Annotated in this window: 21 protein-coding genes; 14 read left to right on the top strand and 7 right to left on the bottom strand. The window is 38.2% G+C overall.

Annotated features, from left to right (window positions below; genetic code table 11):
• Positions 1–19: 19 nt before the first annotated feature.
• Positions 20–643 carry an ATP-dependent Clp endopeptidase proteolytic subunit ClpP gene (gene clpP / locus FNN08_RS07100; RefSeq protein ID WP_143584016.1) on the top strand — a complete coding sequence of 208 codons (624 nt, stop codon included), beginning with the start codon at positions 20–22 and terminating at the stop codon, positions 641–643.
• A 147-nt stretch (positions 644–790) separates the two neighbouring features.
• On the top strand, positions 791–2,068 hold the full coding sequence (gene clpX, locus FNN08_RS07095) for an ATP-dependent protease ATP-binding subunit ClpX (RefSeq protein ID WP_143584015.1): 1,278 nt from the start codon (positions 791–793) through the stop codon (positions 2,066–2,068).
• A 16-nt stretch (positions 2,069–2,084) separates the two neighbouring features.
• On the opposite strand, the gene FNN08_RS16490 is transcribed toward clpX, so the two are convergent.
• Entirely contained in the window at positions 2,085–2,219 is a 135-nt protein-coding gene (locus FNN08_RS16490) for a hypothetical protein (protein ID WP_260679282.1), read from the bottom strand.
• Positions 2,220–2,448: 229 nt separating this feature from the next.
• Here FNN08_RS16490 and lon point away from each other — a divergent pair, with 229 nt between their 5' ends.
• From lon to FNN08_RS07080, 3 genes are all read left to right on the top strand, one after another.
• A complete protein-coding gene (gene lon, locus FNN08_RS07090) occupies positions 2,449–4,797 on the top strand; it encodes an endopeptidase La (RefSeq protein ID WP_143584014.1) in 2,349 nt (782 codons plus the stop codon).
• 335 nt (positions 4,798–5,132) lie between these two features.
• Positions 5,133–5,405: a nucleoid-associated protein HU-beta gene (gene hupB / locus FNN08_RS07085; RefSeq protein ID WP_143584013.1), complete on the top strand. Its 273-nt coding sequence runs from the start codon at positions 5,133–5,135 to the stop codon at positions 5,403–5,405.
• Between the two features lie 327 nt (positions 5,406–5,732).
• Positions 5,733–7,622 (top strand): SurA N-terminal domain-containing protein, encoded by a 1,890-nt coding sequence (locus tag FNN08_RS07080; protein WP_143584012.1) that lies wholly within the window; start codon positions 5,733–5,735, stop codon positions 7,620–7,622.
• 110 nt (positions 7,623–7,732) lie between these two features.
• Here FNN08_RS07080 and FNN08_RS07075 read toward each other — a convergent pair whose 3' ends face one another.
• The 6 genes from FNN08_RS07075 to pspF are packed head-to-tail and all read right to left on the bottom strand — an operon-like array spanning position 7,733 to position 14,131.
• Positions 7,733–8,515, bottom strand: coding sequence for an ATP-binding cassette domain-containing protein (locus FNN08_RS07075; RefSeq protein ID WP_143584011.1), 783 nt, complete (start codon positions 8,513–8,515; stop codon positions 7,733–7,735).
• Positions 8,516–8,517: 2 nt separating this feature from the next.
• Entirely contained in the window at positions 8,518–9,507 is a 990-nt protein-coding gene (locus FNN08_RS07070) for an oligopeptide/dipeptide ABC transporter ATP-binding protein (protein ID WP_143584010.1), read from the bottom strand.
• Complete coding sequence (locus FNN08_RS07065; protein ID WP_143584009.1) at positions 9,507–10,397, bottom strand: ABC transporter permease subunit; 891 nt, start codon at positions 10,395–10,397, stop codon at positions 9,507–9,509. The genes FNN08_RS07070 and FNN08_RS07065 overlap by 1 nt, the downstream gene beginning before the upstream one ends.
• Positions 10,387–11,415 (bottom strand): ABC transporter permease, encoded by a 1,029-nt coding sequence (locus FNN08_RS07060; RefSeq protein WP_143584008.1) that lies wholly within the window; start codon positions 11,413–11,415, stop codon positions 10,387–10,389. The genes FNN08_RS07065 and FNN08_RS07060 overlap by 11 nt, the downstream gene beginning before the upstream one ends.
• On the bottom strand, positions 11,416–13,056 hold the full coding sequence (locus FNN08_RS07055) for an ABC transporter substrate-binding protein (protein ID WP_143584007.1): 1,641 nt from the start codon (positions 13,054–13,056) through the stop codon (positions 11,416–11,418).
• Positions 13,046–14,131 (bottom strand): phage shock protein operon transcriptional activator, encoded by a 1,086-nt coding sequence (gene pspF / locus FNN08_RS07050; RefSeq protein ID WP_143584006.1) that lies wholly within the window; start codon positions 14,129–14,131, stop codon positions 13,046–13,048. Before pspF ends, FNN08_RS07055 begins: the two co-directional genes overlap by 11 nt.
• A 193-nt stretch (positions 14,132–14,324) precedes the next feature.
• Here pspF and pspA point away from each other — a divergent pair, with 193 nt between their 5' ends.
• From pspA to maiA, 9 genes are all read left to right on the top strand, one after another.
• A complete protein-coding gene (gene pspA, locus FNN08_RS07045) occupies positions 14,325–15,017 on the top strand; it encodes a phage shock protein PspA (RefSeq protein WP_143584005.1) in 693 nt (230 codons plus the stop codon).
• 38 nt (positions 15,018–15,055) lie between these two features.
• Complete coding sequence (gene pspB / locus FNN08_RS07040) at positions 15,056–15,286, top strand: envelope stress response membrane protein PspB (protein ID WP_143584004.1); 231 nt, start codon at positions 15,056–15,058, stop codon at positions 15,284–15,286.
• Positions 15,283–15,714 (top strand): envelope stress response membrane protein PspC, encoded by a 432-nt coding sequence (gene pspC / locus FNN08_RS07035; protein ID WP_143584003.1) that lies wholly within the window; start codon positions 15,283–15,285, stop codon positions 15,712–15,714. The genes pspB and pspC overlap by 4 nt, the downstream gene beginning before the upstream one ends.
• A 264-nt stretch (positions 15,715–15,978) precedes the next feature.
• On the top strand, positions 15,979–17,376 hold the full coding sequence (locus tag FNN08_RS07030; protein ID WP_260679281.1) for a YcjX family protein: 1,398 nt from the start codon (positions 15,979–15,981) through the stop codon (positions 17,374–17,376).
• A complete protein-coding gene (locus FNN08_RS07025; RefSeq protein WP_143584001.1) occupies positions 17,373–18,431 on the top strand; it encodes a YcjF family protein in 1,059 nt (352 codons plus the stop codon). The genes FNN08_RS07030 and FNN08_RS07025 overlap by 4 nt, the downstream gene beginning before the upstream one ends.
• 237 nt (positions 18,432–18,668) lie before the next feature.
• Positions 18,669–19,463 (top strand): phenylalanine 4-monooxygenase, encoded by a 795-nt coding sequence (gene phhA, locus FNN08_RS07020; RefSeq protein WP_143584000.1) that lies wholly within the window; start codon positions 18,669–18,671, stop codon positions 19,461–19,463.
• 17 nt (positions 19,464–19,480) lie between these two features.
• Positions 19,481–19,819, top strand: coding sequence for a 4a-hydroxytetrahydrobiopterin dehydratase (locus tag FNN08_RS07015; RefSeq protein WP_143583999.1), 339 nt, complete (start codon positions 19,481–19,483; stop codon positions 19,817–19,819).
• Positions 19,820–19,948: 129 nt separating this feature from the next.
• Positions 19,949–21,499, top strand: a complete 1,551-nt coding sequence (gene tyrR / locus FNN08_RS07010) for a transcriptional regulator TyrR (RefSeq protein ID WP_143583998.1) — start codon at positions 19,949–19,951, stop codon at positions 21,497–21,499.
• 45 nt (positions 21,500–21,544) lie between these two features.
• Positions 21,545–22,183, top strand: a complete 639-nt coding sequence (maiA, locus tag FNN08_RS07005; protein WP_143584646.1) for a maleylacetoacetate isomerase — start codon at positions 21,545–21,547, stop codon at positions 22,181–22,183.
• Positions 22,184–22,232 lie beyond the last annotated feature (49 nt).

The following is a 22,232-nucleotide window of genomic DNA, read 5'->3' as shown; positions in this document are numbered from 1 at the left end:
TTTTTTAAGGATACATTCTTTGTTTAATTCTAATAATAACTCATCTCCAATTGAAAATGCGTTAGTGCCTATGGTTGTTGAACAAACGGCTAAGGGTGAGCGTTCGTTTGATATCTATTCTCGTTTATTAAAAGAGCGAGTAATTTTCTTATGTGGGCAAGTAGAAGAGCACATGGCTAATCTAATTGTTGCACAATTATTGTTTCTTGAGTCTGAAAGCCCAGATAAAGACATCTTTATCTACATTAACTCGCCAGGCGGCAGCGTAACTGCGGGTATGGCAATTTACGATACAATGCAGTTTATTAAACCAAATGTAAGTACCGTATGTATGGGCCAAGCGGCTAGTATGGGCGCATTTTTATTAAGTGCTGGTGAAAAGGGCAAGCGTTTTTGTTTACCAAATGCACGTGTAATGATCCATCAACCACTTGGTGGTTTCCAAGGTCAAGCATCTGATTTTGAAATACATGCCAAAGAAATCCTGTCTATTAAAGACAAGCTAAATCGTTTAATGGCTGATCATACAGGTCAAGATTTAGAAAAAGTAACTAATGATACCGACCGCGATAACTTCTTAAGTGCACAAGAAGCGGTTGATTATGGATTAGTTGACGCCATATTAACTCAAAGAAAAGATTAGTTTTCACAGCTAAATACTTGAGTCATGTAAATCGCAATTTAGCTTGCTAAGTTGTGATTTGCGTAATTTGTGAAATACTTAGAGTAATGCCATTGGTGTTACAGCAAAGATCTTAGGATCACTAGAAATAAATTGAGGAAAAACCGTATGACCGATGAAATTAAAGGTAGCGGTGATAACGAAAAGTTATTGTATTGTTCGTTCTGTGGTAAAAGCCAGCACGAAGTTCGTAAACTCATCGCCGGACCATCTGTGTTTGTCTGTGATGAATGTGTTGAGCTTTGTAATGATATTATTCGTGAAGAAATAAAAGATATTTCTCCGAAAACAGAAAGTGAAGAGTTACCTACACCTGCTGAAATTCGCGCTAACCTAGACGACTACGTTATAGGTCAGTCGCATGCGAAAAAAGTTTTATCAGTTGCTGTATATAATCACTATAAACGATTACGCAATGGCGACAAGCACAACGGCGTTGAATTAGGTAAATCGAACATATTACTTATTGGTCCAACAGGCTCTGGTAAAACCTTGCTTGCTGAAACCTTAGCTCGTATGCTTGACGTACCTTATACCATGGCTGATGCAACAACATTAACCGAAGCAGGTTATGTTGGTGAAGACGTTGAAAACATCATTCAAAAATTACTGCAAAAGTGTGACTACGACGTAGAGAAAGCTCAACGTGGTATTGTTTACATTGATGAAATCGACAAAATTTCACGTAAATCTGATAATCCATCGATTACCCGTGATGTATCTGGTGAAGGTGTTCAGCAAGCATTATTAAAACTTGTTGAAGGTACTATTGCTGCTGTGCCTCCACAAGGTGGTCGTAAGCATCCACAGCAAGAGTTTTTACAAGTAGATACTTCTAAAATCTTATTTATCTGTGGTGGTGCTTTTGCTGGTCTTGATAAAGTTATTGAGCAACGTACAACTAAAAACAGTGGTATTGGTTTTGGCGCAACCGTGAAAGGCGTTGATGAAGAGAAAACCCTTACCCAAAACTTCCAAGAAGTTGAACCAGAAGATTTAATCAAATATGGTTTAATCCCTGAGTTTATCGGCCGTTTACCTGTAGTTGCTACGCTTACTGAACTTGACGAAGATGCGTTAATCCAAATCTTACAAGAGCCTAAAAATGCGTTAACTAAGCAATTTACCGCTTTGTTTGATATGGAAGGTGTTGAACTTGAATTCCGAGAAGACGCATTAAAAGCAATAGCTAACAAAGCTATGGTTCGTAAAACCGGTGCTCGTGGTTTACGTTCAATTGTTGAAGGTGTGTTACTTGATACCATGTATGAACTACCGTCATTAAATGATGCTAGTAAAGTAGTGGTTGATGAAGCTGTAATTAAAGGTGAGTCAAAACCACTAGTTATTTTTGAATCACAAGATCAACAAGCTAATGGCGAATAAAACGATTTAATCGGTGTTAAATTAGCAAATGAAAAGGCCCGTCAGGGCCTTTTTCGATCAAGCTGTAGAATACAGTAATACCAAGTCCATTAATTAACTGCTCATTTTTAATGGGATTGGTATAAGTAACCGCTAAAAGTACAAAGGTCATTTGTTATGCACTTAGCACTTCTCATTTGCATGCTTTGCTAGATAAATGCATCTGGCTTATCAAATTAAACTGCGAAAACTCAATGAAATAGCACAAAAGTTAACTGAATGTGTTTAAATTTCATTTACGTATTGAAACCTTTCTAGCTATCCCCATATACTAATTATAAAGCCATCAATAATAATTAGAATTATTTGATGATGTTCATCACTTTCCAAGAGACTTTTTCATGACCATAGAGAATTCAGGACATATAGAAACACCGGTATTAGCTTTACGCGATGTTGTAGTTTATCCACAAATGGTGATCCCTTTATTTGTAGGCCGCGAAAAATCAATTCGCTGTCTAGATAGAGCGATGGACAATGATAAAAAAGTATTTTTAGTTGCACAAAAAGACGCAAGTGTCGATGACCCGCTTGCTGAAGATTTATATCAAGTAGGTACAGTGGCAACTATTTTGCAAATGCTAAAACTACCAGATGGTACCGTTAAAGTACTCGTTGAAGGCTCTCAACGCGCCACGATTAAGCAATTTACTGAAACTGAAGAATACTTCATTGCTGATCTAGACATACTTGAAGCAACCAACCTTGATAATGAAAACAATGAAGTTTTGGTACGCTCTGCACTGTCTCAATTTGAAGGCTACGTTAAGTTAAACAAAAAAATTCCACCAGAAGTGCTCACTTCAGTCTCGGCAATCGATAATGCTGAGCAACTTGCCGATACAATGGCTGCACACATGCCGCTTAAACTGCAAGACAAGCAACACGTATTAGAGATTGCCGATGTAAATCAACGTTTAGAATATCTAATGGCGTTGATGGAAGGTGAGATTGACTTATTGCAGGTTGAGAAAAAGATCCGTGGCCGTGTTAAAAAACAAATGGAAAAGAGCCAGCGCGAGTATTATTTGAATGAGCAAATGAAAGCCATTCAAAAAGAGCTCGGCGATATGGACGATGTGCCAGATGAAGCTGAACAATTATTGAAAAAAATTGAAGACGCGCAAATGCCAACAGAAGCTAAAGATAAAACTTTAGCCGAATTGCAAAAGCTTAAAATGATGTCGCCAATGTCGGCCGAAGCTACTGTTGTACGCAGTTATATTGATTGGATGATTTCAGTGCCATGGAAGAAGCGCAGTAAGTTAAAACGCAACTTAGCGCTTGCTGAAGAAGTATTAAATAAAGATCATTACGGCTTAGAAGAAGTTAAAGAGCGTATTCTTGAGTATCTAGCAGTACAACAGCGAGTAACGCAATTAAAAGGTCCAATCTTGTGTTTAGTAGGTCCTCCTGGTGTCGGTAAAACTTCACTTGGACAATCTATTGCTAAATCTACCGGTCGTAAATACGTGCGTATGGCGCTTGGCGGCGTAAGAGATGAAGCTGAAATTCGCGGTCATCGTCGTACTTATATTGGCTCAATGCCGGGTAAGTTGATTCAGAAAATGGCGAAAGCGGAAGTTAAAAATCCACTGTTTTTGTTAGATGAAATCGATAAAATGGCATCTGATATGCGTGGCGACCCTGCATCGGCATTACTTGAAGTACTTGACCCTGAGCAAAACACTTCATTTAACGACCATTACTTAGAAGTCGACTACGACCTATCTGATGTTATGTTTGTTGCTACTTCAAATAGCATGAATATCCCAGGTCCTTTACTTGATCGTATGGAAGTTATTCGCTTATCGGGTTACACCGAAGATGAAAAGCTTAACATTGCTCGCAATCACTTACTTACTAAGCAAATTAAACGTAATGGCTTAAAAGAGAAAGAGATCAGCATTGAAGATAGTGCAATTATTGGCATTATCCGCTATTACACTCGTGAAGCTGGGGTGCGTAGTTTAGAGCGAGAAATTTCTAAATTATGTCGTAAAGCAGTGAAGAAAATTCTTCTAACTAAAGAGCTTAAACAAGTTGTCATTAGTCAGGATAACCTTGAAGAGTTCTTAGGTGTGCAACGCTTTGATTATGGTAAAGCCGAAGACGAAAACCGCATTGGTCAAGTAACAGGCTTAGCGTGGACTGAAGTAGGTGGTGAGTTGCTAACGATTGAAGCAGCGTCGGTGCCAGGTAAAGGTAAGTTACAATTTACCGGTTCATTAGGTGAGGTTATGCAAGAGTCAATTCAAGCAGCCTTAACCGTTGTGCGCAGCCGCACTGAAACATTACGTATTAATGAAGACTTTAATGAAAAACGTGATATTCATGTGCACGTTCCTGAAGGGGCTACACCAAAAGATGGTCCTAGTGCCGGTATTGGTATGTGTACAGCATTAGTGTCTAGTTTAACCGGTAACCCTGTTAAAGCCGATGTGGCGATGACAGGTGAAATTACTTTACGTGGTGAAGTATTAGCTATTGGTGGTTTAAAAGAGAAATTACTTGCGGCACATCGTGGTGGTATTAAAACGGTAGTAATTCCTCATGACAACGAACGCGACCTAAAAGATATCCCTGAAAATGTTAAAGCTGACCTTAGTATCCATCCGGTGAAATGGATTGATGAAGTACTTAACATTGCTTTAGCGGAATCACCAGATAAGTTTTCTGTGGTTAAATAAGGGCTTGCCTTGCGTACTCTATCTTAATGATAGTAGTGCAGAGTTAACAAAAAATGAGCAGTTTTGCTCATTTTTTGTTAAAAAAACAAAAAAGTTACTAAAAAATCGAAATTAACTCTTTTCAAACGCAAATACTGTGATAGTCTGAGAATCGAAACCAAGCTAAACTCCCTTATAGCTTAGTTAAAGCAAGGGATTAGCGAATTTTATAATTACCAAAATAAGATTATTTTTCTTATTTAGCATGATTGAAGTTGGTTGAATTTTTGTGGTCTGACAATAACAGAGCAGCATAGATTAACGCTTCAAATAATAACAATCCAAGGGGAAACATTGTGAATAAGTCTCAACTTATCGAAAAAATCGCAGCTGGTGCTGATATCTCTAAAGCGGCTGCAGGTCGTGCATTAGATTCTTTTACTGACGCAGTTACTGAAGAATTAAAGTCAGGTGAGCAAGTTGCTTTAGTTGGTTTTGGTACTTTCTCTGTACGTGACCGTGCAGCTCGTACAGGTCGTAATCCTCAAACTGGTGCAACTATTGAGATTGCAGCAGCTAAAGTTCCTGCATTTAAAGCCGGTAAAGCGCTTAAAGATGCAGTCAACTAAGATTCGTTTTAGTTAAAAATAAGCTGGCTTAGGTCAGCTTTTTTTTTGCCTAAAAATACTAAAACAACCTTAAAACTTACCTTTAGGGCCCATGAAAAAAGCTATGGTTTTTAGTTAAAGCGAGCATTTTTAGCTTAACTATTTTAGTAATTACTAACATCAGCCAAATTTTATTGAAAAATAACCGAATCTTTTTAATTATTACACTTCAAGCTGAGCAAAGTGTTTGCTACAATCGCGTAATCCAAAATTTAATGCCCATTCTATAAGTGGCATAATACCAAGTCGTTAATTACTCGGTATAAGTCCAAAAATAAAGAGACATACATGTTAGAAAGAATCAGAGAAGGCTCTAGTGGTATTACTGCTAAAGTAATTTTAGGCCTAGTTATTGCCACATTTGTATTTGCTGGTGTAGGTACTTATAACAATAACGTTGATACATCAGTTGCTATTGTTAACGGTGACAAAATCAGTCAACAACAGTTTGATAATGCGTATCAAAATCAACGTAACCGCATGCAACAACAGTACGGTGAAATGTTTGACCAGTTAGCTGGTAATGAGCTGTACATGCAAAATTTACGCACTAATGTTTTAGAGCAACAAATCAATGAATTGTTACTTGACCAACACGCGGCAAAATTAAACATCCGTGTAAGTGATGAGCAAATCAAACAAGCAATTTTAACAACGCCTGAGTTCCAAATTGACGGTAAATTCGATAACAACCGTTACTTAATGGTGATCAATCAAGCTGGTTTCTACCAAGCTACTGCGTTTAGAGACTATTTACGTGTAGACATGACTCGTCGTCAATTAATCAACAGCATTATGGCGTCAGAGTTTAGCTTACCTTACCAGCAAGATATTGCGGTTAAATTAGCTAACCAAACTCGTGATATTAACTATGCAACTATCTCAGCTGAACAATTTAAAGCTAGTGTTGATGTTTCAGAAGATGAAGTTAATGAGTACTACCAAGCTAACCTTGCTCGTTTTGCAACGCCTGAGCAAATTAAGCTTGAATATGTGCACTTAGATATTAACGCCCTTAAAGCTGATGTAACTCTTGCTGAAAATGCAGTAAATGATTACTACCAAGACAACATTGATTCGTACTCAACTGTTGAACGTCGTCGTGCATCGCATATCTTAATCGAATTTGCTGACGATGAAGCTGCAGCTAAGCAACAAGCTGAAGATATTCTAGCTAAAATTCAAGCAGGTGAAGACTTCGCTGCACTTGCTAAGCAACACTCGGCTGACACATTTAGTGGTGATAACGGTGGTGACTTAGACTGGTTTGAAAAAGGCAGCATGGATCCTAACTTTGATGAAGCTGTATTTGCTTTAACATTAGACAATAATTTAAGCTCAGTTGTAAAAACTGACTTTGGTTTCCACATCATTAAACTTACTGATTTAGAAGCTGTAACAACTCAGGAATTTGCTGAAGTTAAAGCTGAAATTACTGAGTTACTTAAGCAAGAACAAGCGCTTGAAACTTTCTATGCATTACAAGGTGAGTTAGCAGAAGTTGCTTTTGAATCGCCTGATTCATTAGATGAAGCAGCAAGTGTTGTTAATGCAGAAATTAAACAAAGCCCTTGGTTAACAAGAGGCGCTGCTATGGCACCATTTAACGCTGAAGTTATTAGCGCAGCATTTTCTGATGACGTGTTACTTGATAACCTAAACTCAGAAGTGATTGAAGTAGCAACTGATGAATCAGCAATGGTTGTACGAGTATTAGAGCACAAGCCTTCGGCAACTCAGCCATTAACGCAAGTTAGTGAGATGATTAAGACTCAATTAGTAAGCACTAAAGCGGCAGAGCAAGCGAAACAAGCAGCAGACAGCTTATTAGCTAAATTAGTTGCTGGTGAAGATGTTAGTGCTACACAGTTTGTTGCCGTTGCAGATGTACCTCGCGTAGGTGGCACAATTGATGGTAACGTAACTAAGCAAGCATTTTTATTAGCTCACCCAACTGAAGGTGTGGTTTCTGCAGGTGTAGCTGCATTAAACAATGGCGATTACAGTGTTGTACAAGTAACTAAAGTTACGGCTGGTGTTGCTGCTGAAACTGACGCTAACTTAGGTGAACAGCAAGTGATGAGTGCATCACAAGCAACGTTTGAAGGTTACATTGAAGATTTAAAAGCGCAAGCCGAAATCACTCGTAACTTACCAAGTAATTCTCCTCAGTTTTAATTGAGAATAATTAACGCTTAAAAAAGCTGCTTCGGCAGCTTTTTTTATGGATGATTTTTAACTAAAAAGTAATCAAGGTGTCAGACACCTTGATAAATGTTTGTTGGGGGTTAGCTAAAGCTTGAACGTTTTTTTTGTGAAAGGATAAGCTTTTTAGTGTACTTATCTTTTGGATTGGCAATGACTTCTTGGGTGGTGCCATATTCAACAACTTTACCGTCACGTAATACCATTAACTTGTCACAAAAATGTTCAACTTCGCCAATATCGTGAGAAATTAATAAGTAAGACAAGCCCATTTGCTCTTGTAAATCTAATAACAGATTAATCATTTGTGCGCGGATTGATAAATCAAGCGCTGCAAGGGCCTCATCTAAGATAACTAGCTGTGGTTGCAATATGATGGCTCTGGCTAGAGATATACGCTGTTTTTGCCCTCCAGAGAACATATGAGGGTAAAAATGCATATGATCGGGAAGTAAGCCTACTTTTTGTAATGTCGCCCGTATTGCTTGATTACGTTCGTCTAAGTCCATGCGCGTGTTTAATTTTAATGGCTCTTCTAATTGCTGACGAATGGTTAAGCTTGGATTAAGCGTATTTGCTGCATCTTGGAAAATCATCCGTACGTGTTGGCAGCGTTGCTTAAAGTTTCCTGTTTGTAGTAACTGACCATTTAATAGTATTTCACCATTAGTTGGGCGAGCCGCGCCAACAAGCAACTTAGCAAGTGTTGATTTACCAGAGCCAACTTCACCAATAACGCCTAAAGTTTCCCTTGCATCGAGTTTAAAAGATAAAGGCTGTAGCACCTCCACTTTTTTCTTATTAAACCAACTCGATTTTATTTTGTAGGTTTTACTTAGGTTATTAACTTCTATTAGGCTACCCATAATTAGTAATCCTTACGATGTGAGAAGTGGCAACTTACTTGATGGCCATGAAATGACTCAATTTGTGGCGCTATAACACATTTTTTCTGTGCATTAGGACAACGAGGGCCTAAACGACAACCTATAGGTAAATGCTGCAGTACAGGGATTGTGCCAGGTAGAGTGGCCAATTTTTCTTTCTTGCCGATAACTCTATCTGCACGCGGGGTGCTATCCATTAACGCTTTAGTATAAGGATGAAAAGGGGTGTTAAATATTTGCTCGGTAGAGCCGGCTTCAACAAATTGCCCTGAATACATTACCGTTAAGTTTTCAGTCCAGTGACTAATTTTTTCTAGCTCATGTGAAATCAATAAAATAGACATGTTTTTTAATTGATTTAAGCTAGCTAACAAGCGAAATATTTGCGCTTGGTTGGTTGCTTCCATTGATGCTGTTGGCTCATCTGCTATGAGTAATTTAGGGCGTTTGGCTAAAGCGATAGCAATCATTACCCGTTGGCAAAATGCTGTAGTTAACTGATGAGGGTAGCTTTTAACTATTTTTTCGTGCTGCTTAATGCCAACTTTATGTAATAACTTAATCGCAGCTGTTTTGCGTTGTTTTCGTCGTTGCCAAAAATTACCGCTAAACTGGCTTTGATCAAGAGCTTCTTCAATTTGATCGCCAATATTGTTGGTAGGATCTAAACAGCTCATTGGCTCTTGAAAGATCATCGCTACATCACGGGTAATAATTTGCTTACGCTCTTCAATTGATAAGCGTAATAAATCAATACCTTGCCAGTGAAATCTGTCGGCATGAACGGTCCATTTATCATCAAGTACGCCAATAATTGCCTGTGCTAAAATTGATTTACCTGAACCTGATTCACCTACTAAACCACGAAATTCACCTTCTTTAATAGCTAATGACACGCGATCAACAGCAAGAATATTCTCACCTGTACTGGTTAGCTCAATGCTCAAATTTTTAATATCAAGTAAATTCATTAGCTTTCTTTTTGTGTTTTCAATGAATGACGTAAGCCTTCACCAACTAAGTTGGTGACAATAACCGAAAATAGAATGGCTAACCCAGGGAAATAACTAGTCCATGGCGCGATATAAAATAAATCTAATGAAGTTGCTAACATTGAGCCCCATTCCGGCATTGGGATAGGTGCGCCTAAGCCTAAGAAACCAAGGGCTGCGATATCTAAAATTGCCGCCGATTGGGCTAAAGTTGCTTGAATGATGATTTTATCGATGATGTTTGGGTAAATTGAAGTAATTAAAACTCTTAACTCACTAGCACCATCTAAAATTGGAATTAGCACGTAACCTTTTTTCTGCTCTTCTTTAATCGCTATACGAGTAACATGCACAAATTGCGGTATAGAAACTAATGCCAATGCCCATAAGATATTTTCTAGACCTGGGCCTAAGATGGCAACAATGATAATGGCGAGTAATAACGATGGGATCGATAAAATAACATCTAAAAAGTGGGTAAGGAAACTGGCTTTAACCCCTCGGCTAAGAGCAGAAATGGAGCCAATTACCACACCTATGACTAATGCAATAATAACGACCAAAAAGCTTAATCCAAAGGTGAGGGAGGTACCATGGATCAAACGTGAAAGCATATCACGGCCAAGATCATCAGTACCTAATAAATAACTTAAATTGCCTTCATCACTCCACGCCGGAGGAATGAGTAATGAATCGCCTATCTCCACAGCAGAGTGAGGAGTAATAAATTGGCCAAAAACAGCTAAAAATACTAAGAATAAGTAACAACTTAAACCTATTATCGCCACCGGCGTTTTTTTAAACGTATGCCATAGCTGCAATATAGGCGAAGGAAATTCTTCTTCTAAATAAGTATGCTCACGCGCCATGTTTTCTATTCCTTTCAAGCGGATTAAGCGCCGCGTAAATAAAATCAGCAAAAATATTTATTACAAAAGTAAAAATCGCCAGTGCAATTAAACCACCTTGAATAGCAGTATAGTCTCGCTGAAAAATACTATCGATTAACCAACTGCCAGCACCTTGCCAATCAAATATTACTTCAACAATCATAGCGATAGTCACTAAATTAGCAAAATATAATCCCATCTGACGCACAATGGTCACCAGAGAGTTACGTATTCCGTGATGGTAAATAATCGCCGCTTGGCTTAAGCCTTTGGCTTTGGCAGCTTTTATATAGTTTGAGTCTAAAACATCAAGCATTGAAGTACGAGCTAAACGAATAAATAAGGTCATTGGCGCTACGGCTACTGTCATGGCTGGCAAAATGATGTGTCGTATTGCATCATTAATCGCACTCATTTTATTGACGTTATCGCTGAGTAGAATGTCGATAAATTTAAAGCCAGTTACATGCTCAATTTCAAATAATAAGTTTAATTGTCCCGACGAAGGAAGCCATGACAGGGTGATCGAAAAAATTAAAATTAAAATTAACGCTAACCAAAATGCAGGAATAGAGTAACCGATCATCGCAAAAGCTAAGATTACTTTATCGGCCGGCTTGTTATGCCAAATTGCTGCGACAAAACCAAGTGGTATGCCAATAATCATGGCAATAAATAAAGCGCTAATGCAAAGCTCAATGGTTGAAGGTAAGTAGGTTAATAACTCAGTGCTAACGGGGACTTGGCTCGACATCGAAATACCAAAATTGCCATTAAATAGTTGCCCAAGGTAGGCAAAGTACTGATGAATTATCGAACTATCCATCTGATATAGCTCATTTAATTGCTGTAGCTGCTCTGCATTAGGTGTTTTTTGTCCACTAAGGTTAGTTATTACTTCTCCAGGAAATAAATAACTTAAGCTAAAAGACACTATGGTTAGCATCAAAAGGGTAAAAAATAATAAATTTAAGCGTCTTAGGGTAAAATTTAACATCTAATTTTCCCCATTAGTTTTATTAATGTTTTCAAAACTAATACCACCAAAAGGCGCTAATATATCTCCGCTAACACCAACTACTTTTGCTTGCGCTCGTTTTGAGTGGGCGATTGGCAATAGTGGCATTTGTTCGACTAAAATATTTTGCGCTTGCAGGTATAAACTTTTTCGTTCATCAATATCATTACTGGCTAAGGCTTTTGCCAGTAATTGATCAAATTCATCATGGCACCAAAAAGCTCTATTACGGCCAGTTTCCATGGCGGAGCATGATAATAAAGGTGAGAAAAAGTTATCAGGATCTGGGTGATCTGCTGTCCAGCCAATTAATACTGACTGATGTTCGCCTCTGGCTAACTTGCGCAAAAATGTACTCCACTCCCAAGTGATAATGTTCACTTCGACGCCGATAGCAGCAAGATCTGCTTTAATTAGTTTTGCCATTTTTAACGCATTTGGGTTGTAATCGCGCTGTAATGGCATAGCCCAAAGATCAAAACTAAAACCTGCACTAAGCCCAGCATTAGCCAGTAATTGTTTAGCTTTTTCGACTGAATACTCAAATGTGGTTACTTCATCTGTAAACGCCCAAGATGCTTGTGGCAAAAGTGACTGAGCAATTTCAGCGTGATCAGCATAAACGGCTTTCATGATTGATTTTTTATCTACCGCATGAGCAATAGCTTTGCGCACCGTAGGGTTATCAAATGGCGGTTTTTGTGCATTAAAAGCAAAAAAAGCGACATTGAACGATGTTACCTCCTCTAGCGCCAGATCGGGACGCGACTTAATTTCATCAGCAGCAATAGGAAACGATATAACATCACACTCATGGGTTAACAGTTTAGTTAAACGACCGGTATTACTTGGCGTGATATTATAAATTAACTTTTCTATTTCAACGTCTTGGCGCCAGTAATTGTCATGTTTCGCATAGCGAATAAATGAGTTATTACGGTACTGCTTAAACTTAAATGGCCCGGTGCCAACAGGTAAACTATCGAGTTTTCCTAAAGTTTGAGGATCATTTTCAGCTACTAATTGCTGCGCGTATTCTTCTGATAAAATTACGGCAAAGGGTGTGGCTAAATTAGACAAAAACGTACTGTCAGCACGGTTTAATTTAAACCTTACGGTGTAATCATCAATTTTCTCAATACTGTCAACTAAATCATGAAAGTTTACACTTTGAAAGAAAGGGAACTTGCCTGCAACTGATTGATAGAAAGGATTATTTGGGTCTAATATGCGGTTGAAGCTAAAAATAACATCATCAGCATTCATCGTGCGCGTTGGACTAAAATAGTCCGTTCGGTGAAAACTCACATCTCGTCTTAAATAAAAAGTAATTAATTTCCCATTACGAGTAACGTGCCAAGATTTTGCTAATGCAGGAATACGTTGCAGGTTGGTATTATTAAAATCGATAAGTCGGTTGTAGAGCTGCTTCGATGTGGCATCGATAGTGGTACCGTCGGTGATTAGCTGCGGGTTAAACGAGCTTGGCGCACCTTCTGAACAATATACAATACCTTCAGATAATACTGAATCATCAGTGCTAGGGTTACAGCCAGACAAAGCTGTAAATAGTAAACCTAACGGTATTATTTTTGTTATTAACCTTAGATTAAACGTCATCAGTGTCACTACTTTCCAGCAGGTTGTATTTCTTTAAATAGCCTCTTAACTGATGATAGGTTAATTTCAATGCTTCTGCCGTTTTCTTTTGATTAAATTGGCAAAATGCGAGTGCATCTTTAATGATTTTTACTTCGTGATCTTGCGATAAGGTTTTTAACGAAACCGGGTATTCGATACTTGGCGCGGCTAAACTTGTTTGTACTGCCACTTCTTTTTCTGGTGTTGACAATTCATTACTATTATCACTTTGTACTTGTCGGTCAGCTGTTTTAACTCGTTTATTTGGTCTAAATGGCGACTCAAATGGGTCTATAACTAATTCACTCACTGCTAAATGTGCATTGTTATGTCGATAAACACTGCGCTCGACTACATTTTTTAATTCGCGAATATTCCCTGGCCAATGATAAGCAAGCAGTGATTTTTTTACTTTTTCGGTAAAGCCACTAAACAGCTCAAACTCTAACTCGCGGGCCATATTGATAGCAAAGTGCTCGGCTAGCATCATGATATCTTCAACTCGCTCACGAAGAGGAGGTAAGGTAATAACATCAAAGGCTAAGCGGTCGAGTAAATCGGCTCTAAACTCACCTTTATCAGCAAGGGCCGGTAAGTCTTCATTCGTTGCGGCTATTAAACGTACATCTGATTTAACTGTCTTAGAGCCACCGACTCGTTCAAACTCGCCGTATTCAACAACTCGAAGTAACTTTTCTTGAATTAAACCTGAGGTATTGGCGATTTCATCTAAAAATAATGAGCCGCCACTCGCGCGTTCAAAACGGCCTTCATGGCGTTTACTTGCACCGGTAAAGGCGCCGCCTTCATGGCCAAATAATTCACTGTCGAGCAGGTTTTCGTTTAATGCGGCACAATTGAGCTTGATGTAGGTTTGATCCCAACGCTTTGATAAGTAATGTAATCGTGCGGCAACTAACTCTTTACCGGTACCACGTTCACCAATGATTAGCACGGGTTTTGCAAGTGGGGCAACCTGTGAAATGTGTTCTAACACTTCTAGAAAACTATTCGATTGACCTATTAAATTATCTTGTTGTTTGAAGCGGGACATTCACGGTCCTAATTATTGGTTTTTTTCACTACTTAATAGTGTATTTCATTAACCTTAAACTGAACAGTGTTTTTTAGTAAATAATTTTATTTAATTAAAACAATGGTTTAATGTATTTTTTAAAACTTGGCATTAAAAGTGAATGTAAGACAACAGTTCAAAAATTTTAATTATCAACACCGAGGAAGTTATTATGGGTATTTTTTCACGATTTACAGATATCATTAATTCAAATATTAACAGCATATTAGATAAGGCTGAAGATCCAGAAAAAATGGTACGTCTTATCATACAAGAAATGGAAGACACCTTAGTTGAAGTTCGCTCTACATCGGCTAAAACCTTAGCAGATAAGAAAGACTTAACTCGTCAGGTAACACGCTTAAATAATGATGTTGATACTTGGCAACAAAAAGCAGAGCTTGCTTTAAGTAAAGGTCGTGACGATCTAGCTCGCGGTGCTTTAGTTGAAAAAGCTAAGTGTGAAGAAGCAGCAAATTCACTAAGCGAAGAGTTATTACACTTTGATGACCACATCGCTAAGCTACAAGATGAAATCTCGCAGTTACAAGAGAAACTAGCAGATGCTAAAGCTCGTCAAAAAGCTATTGTACTTCGTGGTAAGACAGCGAGCTCTCGTCTGAAAGTTAAGAGTAAGCTTGATAGCTCAAAAGTTGACGATGCACTATCACGATTTGACCGCTACGAGCGTAAAATTGATGATTTAGAGTCACAAGTTGAGTCTTACGATCTAGGTAAGAAGTCGTTAGCTGATGAAATTGACGAATTAGAAGCAGATGATAATATTGATAGTGAATTAGCCGCACTTAAAGCTAAGATGGGTAAAGCGACAAAAGCTAAACCAGCAGCTAAAGCTAAAAAATAATATTAACCAAATTAACTTGAAGTTTAAGGAGAGAAAACATGGATCCAGATATTTTAATGGCCCCAATTATTATATTTATGGTTATTGTTGCGCCAATTTGGTTAATACTACATTACCGCTCAAAAAGGCAAATTAGCCAAGGTTTATCGGCGGAAGAGTACCAACAATTATCAGAGTTATCAGCAAGTGCAGATAAAATGTCAGAGCGAATTCAAACGCTAGAAGCTATTTTAGATGCTGAAACGCCAGACTGGAGATCTAAGTCATGAGTAAATCAAGAGGTGAATTATTTCGTGATCCCGCAAAAGGTAAAATCGCTGGGGTCTGTGCTGGCTTAGCAAACTACTTTGGTTGGGAAACATGGTTAGTTCGCATCTTGGTTGTTTCTGGTGTGTTACTTGGTATGGGCTGGTTTGTAATATTATACATTGCCGGTTGGTTTATCTTAGATAAAAAGCCAAGTAAGTTTTCGCCAAGCCAAGTGGCAAAAAATGTGAAAGATAAAATTCACGAAGAAGAAGTGTTTAGTGAGTCGATTAAAGTCAAAGCTAAAATTTGGCAATCAGGCGAGCCACCAAAACAAGCGATTCGTGATATTAGTCTTAAATTTAAATCACTAGAGCACGAGCTAAGAACGATGGAGCGTTATGTAACATCGCCAGAGTTCACGGTTTCTAGAGAAATAAATAAACTATAAGCTTTCTCCATCGCCACTAAATAAAACAATATAGCCAGAGAAAAGTAATTTTCTCTGGCTTATTTTTATTTGAACCGCCAATAAAGCCTAGATGGTTAATTCTATTTATAAACTTTATTTGCCTGGCTTTAATTGTAGAAACTTATAACATTATGTTTTACATTATATTTTGTTAAATGTATTAGATTCGCTAGAACCTTAAGGTAGTCACTATTTATCATGTCGTTGATTAATTCCAAAAAACTCAGAAGCTTGAAAAAGCGAGTGAAAAACTCAGCTAAAGAAATTCTTAATCGCAGTTTAGATCAGCACATCAACCTTGCCGTAACAGGATTGAGTCAAAGTGGTAAAACCGCATTTATTACTTCACTGGTAAACCAATTAATTAATGAAGGCAGTGGCAAGCCATTAAACTTTTTTGATCCAGTACATCAAGGTCGTTACATTGCGGCTAAACGAGTGCCGCAAAATAATTTACACATAAGCCGCTTTGATTACGATGATGCGATTGAGCAGTTATCTAAAACTGAACCCGAGTGGCCCCAGCCTACTAAAAGTATCAGCGAATTACGTTTAGCGGTGCGTTATTATCCTAAAAATTCGTTACTTAAATACGCTGGCGAAATGGCGACTCTGTACATTGATATTACTGATTACCCTGGCGAGTGGCTGCTTGATTTACCTATGCTTAATCAAACCTTTGAGCAATGGTCTGAGCAAATGGGGGAGTTATTAAAACAGGCTCCGCGTAGTGAATTATCTGCTGAGTTTTTAGCAAAAGTCGAAGCTATTGACCCATTTGGGCCAGTACATGAAACTGAATTAGCAGAGCTAGCGCAACAATATACCGATTTACTCTTAGCCTTTCGCTACGAGCAAGGTTTATCAGTGATCCAACCGGGGCGCTTTATTCTTCCTGGAGAGCACGCTGGCGCGCCAATTTTACAGTTTATCCCTTATCCATTTTTTGCCAATATTGAAGCTGATGAATATAACAGTGCCGGCCAAGATACGTTTATCGGCATGTTAAGGGCAAGATATTTAGAATATCGCGAGCGCATTGTTAGGCAGTTTTACAAACAGCACTTTGTTAAGTTCGACCGACAAATTGTTTTAGCCGATTGTTTAACACCTCTTAATAATGGCAGCGAAGCCTTTAACGATTTACAACAAGCGATTAGTTTGATCATGGAAAGCTTTGCTTATGGTAAATCAAATCTTATTACTCGCCTGTTTTCCCCTAAAATAGATAAACTGCTTTTTGCTGCGACTAAGGCCGATCACGTTACCGCTGAGCAACATGGCAACTTAACCAGCTTAATTGAACAGTTAGTATTTAAGGCGAAAAAATCGTTAAGTTTTGATGCCATTAAAATGAAAACTTTAGCGATTGCTGCGATTAAAACAACCGAGCAAGGGCAAAGTGAATATCAAGGAAAAATTATTAATGTTCTGCGCGGTAAGCGCTTAGATAACCAAAAATTAATTACCCTTTACCCCGGTGCTGTACCGGCAAAATTACCTAAAAACGAGTTTTGGCAAGAAGGCGGATTTAATTACATTGCTTTTAAACCATACACTGCAATTTCTCAGCATCAAGCTCTGGCTAATATCCGTATGGATCAAGTGCTGCAGTTCTTACTTGGAGATAAAATGAAATGAGCCAAAATGATGAAAAAGAAACATACCAACAGCAAATTTTATTTGCTGAAAGCGAGGCTCTTAAAACAGAACAAGCATTTGCTAGTAATAGTTTAAATGAAGATGACTTAGCATCGCCTAATCAAGTTATATTACCTGAGGCAGCTTGGCAGCCAATTGATGAAGCTTTCGATGACGACATTAACCCAACACCGCAGACTAAACCTAATTGGTTGTTGCGCTTAACCGCTATATCTTTTACTGGTGTCGTTATTTATGAGTTGTTTGATTTTTTCATCCAAGGTTTTACTACATCACCAATCATTACCAGTGTTTATGCATTACTGTTCGGCTCAATTGCATCGATAGCCTCATTAGCACTCTTTAAAGAATTACGCGGACTTGCTCAGTTTAAAAGACAAAATAAAACCCAGCAAAAAGCCAATTTGCTACTGGCTAATGAAACAAATTTTGACAGTACCTGTTTTTGTCAAAAAGTATCATCGCGTTTACCATCAGATGCTATTACTGAGCAACAAGCGATTTGGCTTGAATCTTTAACCGATGAGCTAACCGAGCAAGAAATAATGACACTTTACTCACGTTTAGTACTGAGTAAAGTTGATGAACAAGCGCTGGCGCAAATCGCCAAGTTTTCAACCGAGGCTGTGGTATTGGTTGCGGTGAGCCCGGTCGCAATTATCGATATGTTGGTATTAATGTGGCGCAATTTACGTATGATTGACAAGATTGCCGGCTTGTATGGCATGCGTTTAGGTTACTGGAGTCGTATTAAGCTGATTAAACAAGTCTTTACTAATATGGTTTATGCTGGAGCGAGTGAAATCATCGCCGATGTTGGTGTTGAGATGCTTGGTATCGAAACTCTTGGTCGTTTATCTACTCGTATGGCGCAAGGTTTAGGTGCCGGTATGCTTACCGCAAGGTTAGGTATTAAAACATTAAAATTATGTCGTCCAATTCCATTTACTGAAACCGCGCCTGGCATTACGCAAGTTCGACAAGAAGTTATTAGCCAAGTTAAAGCCTTATTGGCAGATAAAGTCAGTAAATAATATCGCTTCATCATTTAATTAATCAAATTGCTATTAGCCCCACATTGAGCGGGGCTAATTCACTTTTTATTTTTCCCCTGTTTTTATTCGCTATTTTTTTCTCTTTTAATCTCGTTGTAACATTTTCCTTACAACTCTTGGTTTTGCACAAAAATCAATCAAACTTGTTTGGTATGAATTATTGTTCGCATTTCATAATATGAAGGTATAGATAAATAAACGGGAGTAGACTTAGCTATGGCAAAGGCTACCAAATATGTATCAAAAGCTGCAGATGAAAATGGCCACATTTTCTGGAGCGAGCAAGAAAATCAACTATGGCAACAGCTTTATTCTCGGCAAATAGCCTGTATTAAAGACAAAGCCTGTGATGAGTTTGTTTTAGGCTTAGAGCTACTTAATTTACCAAAGGATCATATTCCGCAGTTAGCAGATGTAAGCAAGGTTCTTATGCAGGCTACTGGTTGGCAATGTCAGCAAGTGCCGGCGTTAATTGGCTTTGCAGAGTTCTTTAAATTATTGTCACAAAGAAAATTCCCTGTGGCTACCTTCATCAGAGATGAAAGCGAATTAGATTATTTGCAAGAGCCAGATATTTTTCATGAAATTTTTGGCCACTGTCCATTATTAACTAATCCTGCATTTGCTGATTTTACCCAAGCTTATGGCGAGCTCGGTTTAAAAGCGAGTAAAGAGGATAGGGTATATTTAGCAAGATTGTATTGGTTTACTATCGAATTTGGCCTAATGCAAACTGAGCAAGGTTTGAAAATTTATGGTGGCGGTATTTTGTCCTCACCAGGTGAAACCTTATATGCAATGTTTGATGCCAAAGCGCAACGTAAAATGTTAGATGTTGTTGATGTGTTAAGAACACCTTATCGAATCGATATTATGCAGCCAATATACTTTATGATCGAAAGTATGAAACAACTCGATGACATCCGTGAACTTGATCTAATGAATTTAGTCGAACAAGCAAAGGTCTTAGGATTACACGCGCCATTGTTTGCTGAAAAAAATATAGCTTAAAAAGAGAATTACATACCATGACAACGACACTCGAAAATCAAAAGTGCATAGCCTGTAGCGGTGATGCACCAAAAGTAAGTGAGCAAGAGCTTGCCGAGCTAATTTCACAAATACCTGACTGGGTAGCACAAGTTAGGGACGGAGTAATGATGCTGGAGCGTGAGTTTAAATTTAAAAACTTCAAGCTAGCATTAGAGTTTACCAATAAAGTGGCTGAGCTTGCTGAAGCTGAGTTTCACCATCCGGCAATAACCACTGAATGGGGCAAGGTTACAGTAACTTGGTGGACTCATGCTATTGGTGGTTTGCATCAAAATGACTTTATTTGTGCAGCTAAAACAGACACCTTGTTGTAAGCATATAAACGAGCAAAAATTAACTTTTTGTTAAAAAAATTAAAAGACTTCTAATATCTATTGGTATTAGGAGTCTTTTTTGTTGTAAAATTAAGTTTACGAAATTTATGTTGAAATCGAGAACATTGCATGCGCTTAGAAATTACCTGTGAAGATCGAGTTGGTATCGCAAAAGAAGTGTTGGCTATCTTTGTTGAGCAAGAGATAAACCTTAAAGGCATTGATGCAATCACCCAAACCGGACAGATTTATGTCCACATTCCAGATTTAGAGTTTACCCAGTTACAAACATTTATGCCGCAATTACGTCTACTAGACGGTGTTTTGGATGTAAAAACTACAGCCTATATGCCATCGGAGCGTGAGCGCAATGTTTTAGAAACTATTGTTCGCACTTTACCAGACCCACTAATATCGATTGATGCAAAAGCTAATGTGTATGGCTTTAATGATGTTGCTCAACAAAAAATTGGCTTAACAGCGAGTGATATCATTGGTGAGCCGATCAGCCAATGGCTCAAAGGTTTTAATTTTTCTCGCTATATGGGCAACGAAGAAATTTTAGCCCAAACTCGCAAGCTTAAATTTCTAGATGATGACTACGTTGCCGATATTTTACCTGTCTATGTACCCGGTGAAAATGAGCAAAAAGTCATTGCTGGGGTATTAATTATGCTTAAATCTGAGCTACGCCTTGGCCAGCAAATTAACGCTTTTCGTCACCCTAAAGATAATGACTTTAAAGGAGTACAAGCTAACTCGCCGGTAATGCGCAAAATTTTACGTGAAGCTAGGCGGATGGCTAATTTAGACTCTTCAATCCTAATTACTGGTGAAACCGGCACAGGTAAAGAGCTACTCGCTCGCTCTTGTCATAATGCCAGCGAACGAGGAGAGTCACCATTTATTGTACTTAATTGTGCCTCTCTACCTGATGACGCTTGTGAAACAGAATTGTTTGGCCGTAGTATAGCTGCAGATAAAGCAAAAAAAGGCATACTTGAGTTGGCCGATGGCGGTACAATTTTTCTTGATGAAGTTGCTGAAATGTCGAGTAAGTTACAGTCAAAATTAATTCGAGTGTTAGAAGATGGCAGTTTCCGACGTGTTGATGATGAACATGAAATTAAAGTCAATATTCGTTTTATTAGCTCGACTAACAAAGACTTATTGTCATTAGTTGAGGCAGGGCAGTTCAGAGAAGATTTGTACTATCGATTAAATGTTTTAGGTTTAAATATTCCACCGCTGCGCGATCGTCGCCAAGATATCTTGCCTCTTGCTGAAAGCTTTATCTATAAAGCTGCCTTAGTTAACCACAGAAGCAACGTTACCTTTGATAAAAACTGTGCTGACTTTGTCGAGCATTACCCATGGCCAGGCAATGTTCGTCAACTTGAAAATGTATTGCTGCAAGCTGTTTCTTTACTTGATGGTAATGTTATTAGCATTGCTCATTTACAGTTACCTAATTACACCAAAGATCATGGTTATTTAGAGCAAGACTTTACCGGTACATTAGATGAAGCGGTAAAAGGTTTTGAGGCTGATTTATTACGCAAATTATACCCTGCATATCCAAGTACTAGACAATTAGCTAAAAAGTTAGGCTTAAGCCATACCGCAATTGCCAACAAATTGCGCGAGTATAATATCAACAAGAAAACAGTGAAAATTTAGCCCGGCAATGACTAAATTATTAATTAAGCAATAAGAGTTATTATGATCACACTATATGGTTACTGGCGTTCGTCTGCGGCATATCGAGTTCGAATTGCACTGCAGTTAAAACAAGTAGAGTTCCAACAAAAATTTGTGCATTTAGTTAACAATGGCGGAGAGCAACATAGTAAAAGTTATGAGGCATTAAATCCCGCTCATTTAGTACCAACATTAGTTGATGGCGACTTTACCTTAAATCAATCCTTAGCAATTATTGATTATTTAGACGAGCTCTACCCGCAGGTAAACTTATATCCTAGCCAGTTAAAAGATAAAGCAACAGTCAAAGCTTTGGTGTTAGATATTGCTTGTGAAATACACCCGTTAAATAACCTTAGGGTGCAGCAATATATTAGCAGTGAATTGCAAGCTAATGATGAACAAAGATCTGCTTGGATGAATTACTGGATGGGCATAGGCTTTAAGGCTTTAGAAACCAAACTAGCTCAAACATCAGGCAAGTATTGTTTTAAAGATGTGATAACCGTTGCTGATTTGTGTTTGGTGCCACAAGTTTATAATGCCAAGCGTTTTAATATTGATATGTCGGCTTACCCAAATATTAATCGCATCGTTGCTAATTGTAATAAATTACCCGCATTTATTAAGGCCCTACCTGAAAACCAACCGGATGCGGTTTAAAATTTGGCTGGTAACCACTTATAAGCTTACTATCAAAACTACGGCATAT

This window comes from Thalassomonas sp. M1454 (assembly GCF_007097525.1).
GTDB lineage: Bacteria > Pseudomonadota > Gammaproteobacteria > Enterobacterales > Alteromonadaceae > Thalassotalea_A.
Note: the sequence above shows the minus strand (reverse complement) of the source record. Positions and strands in the feature narration are given on the sequence as shown.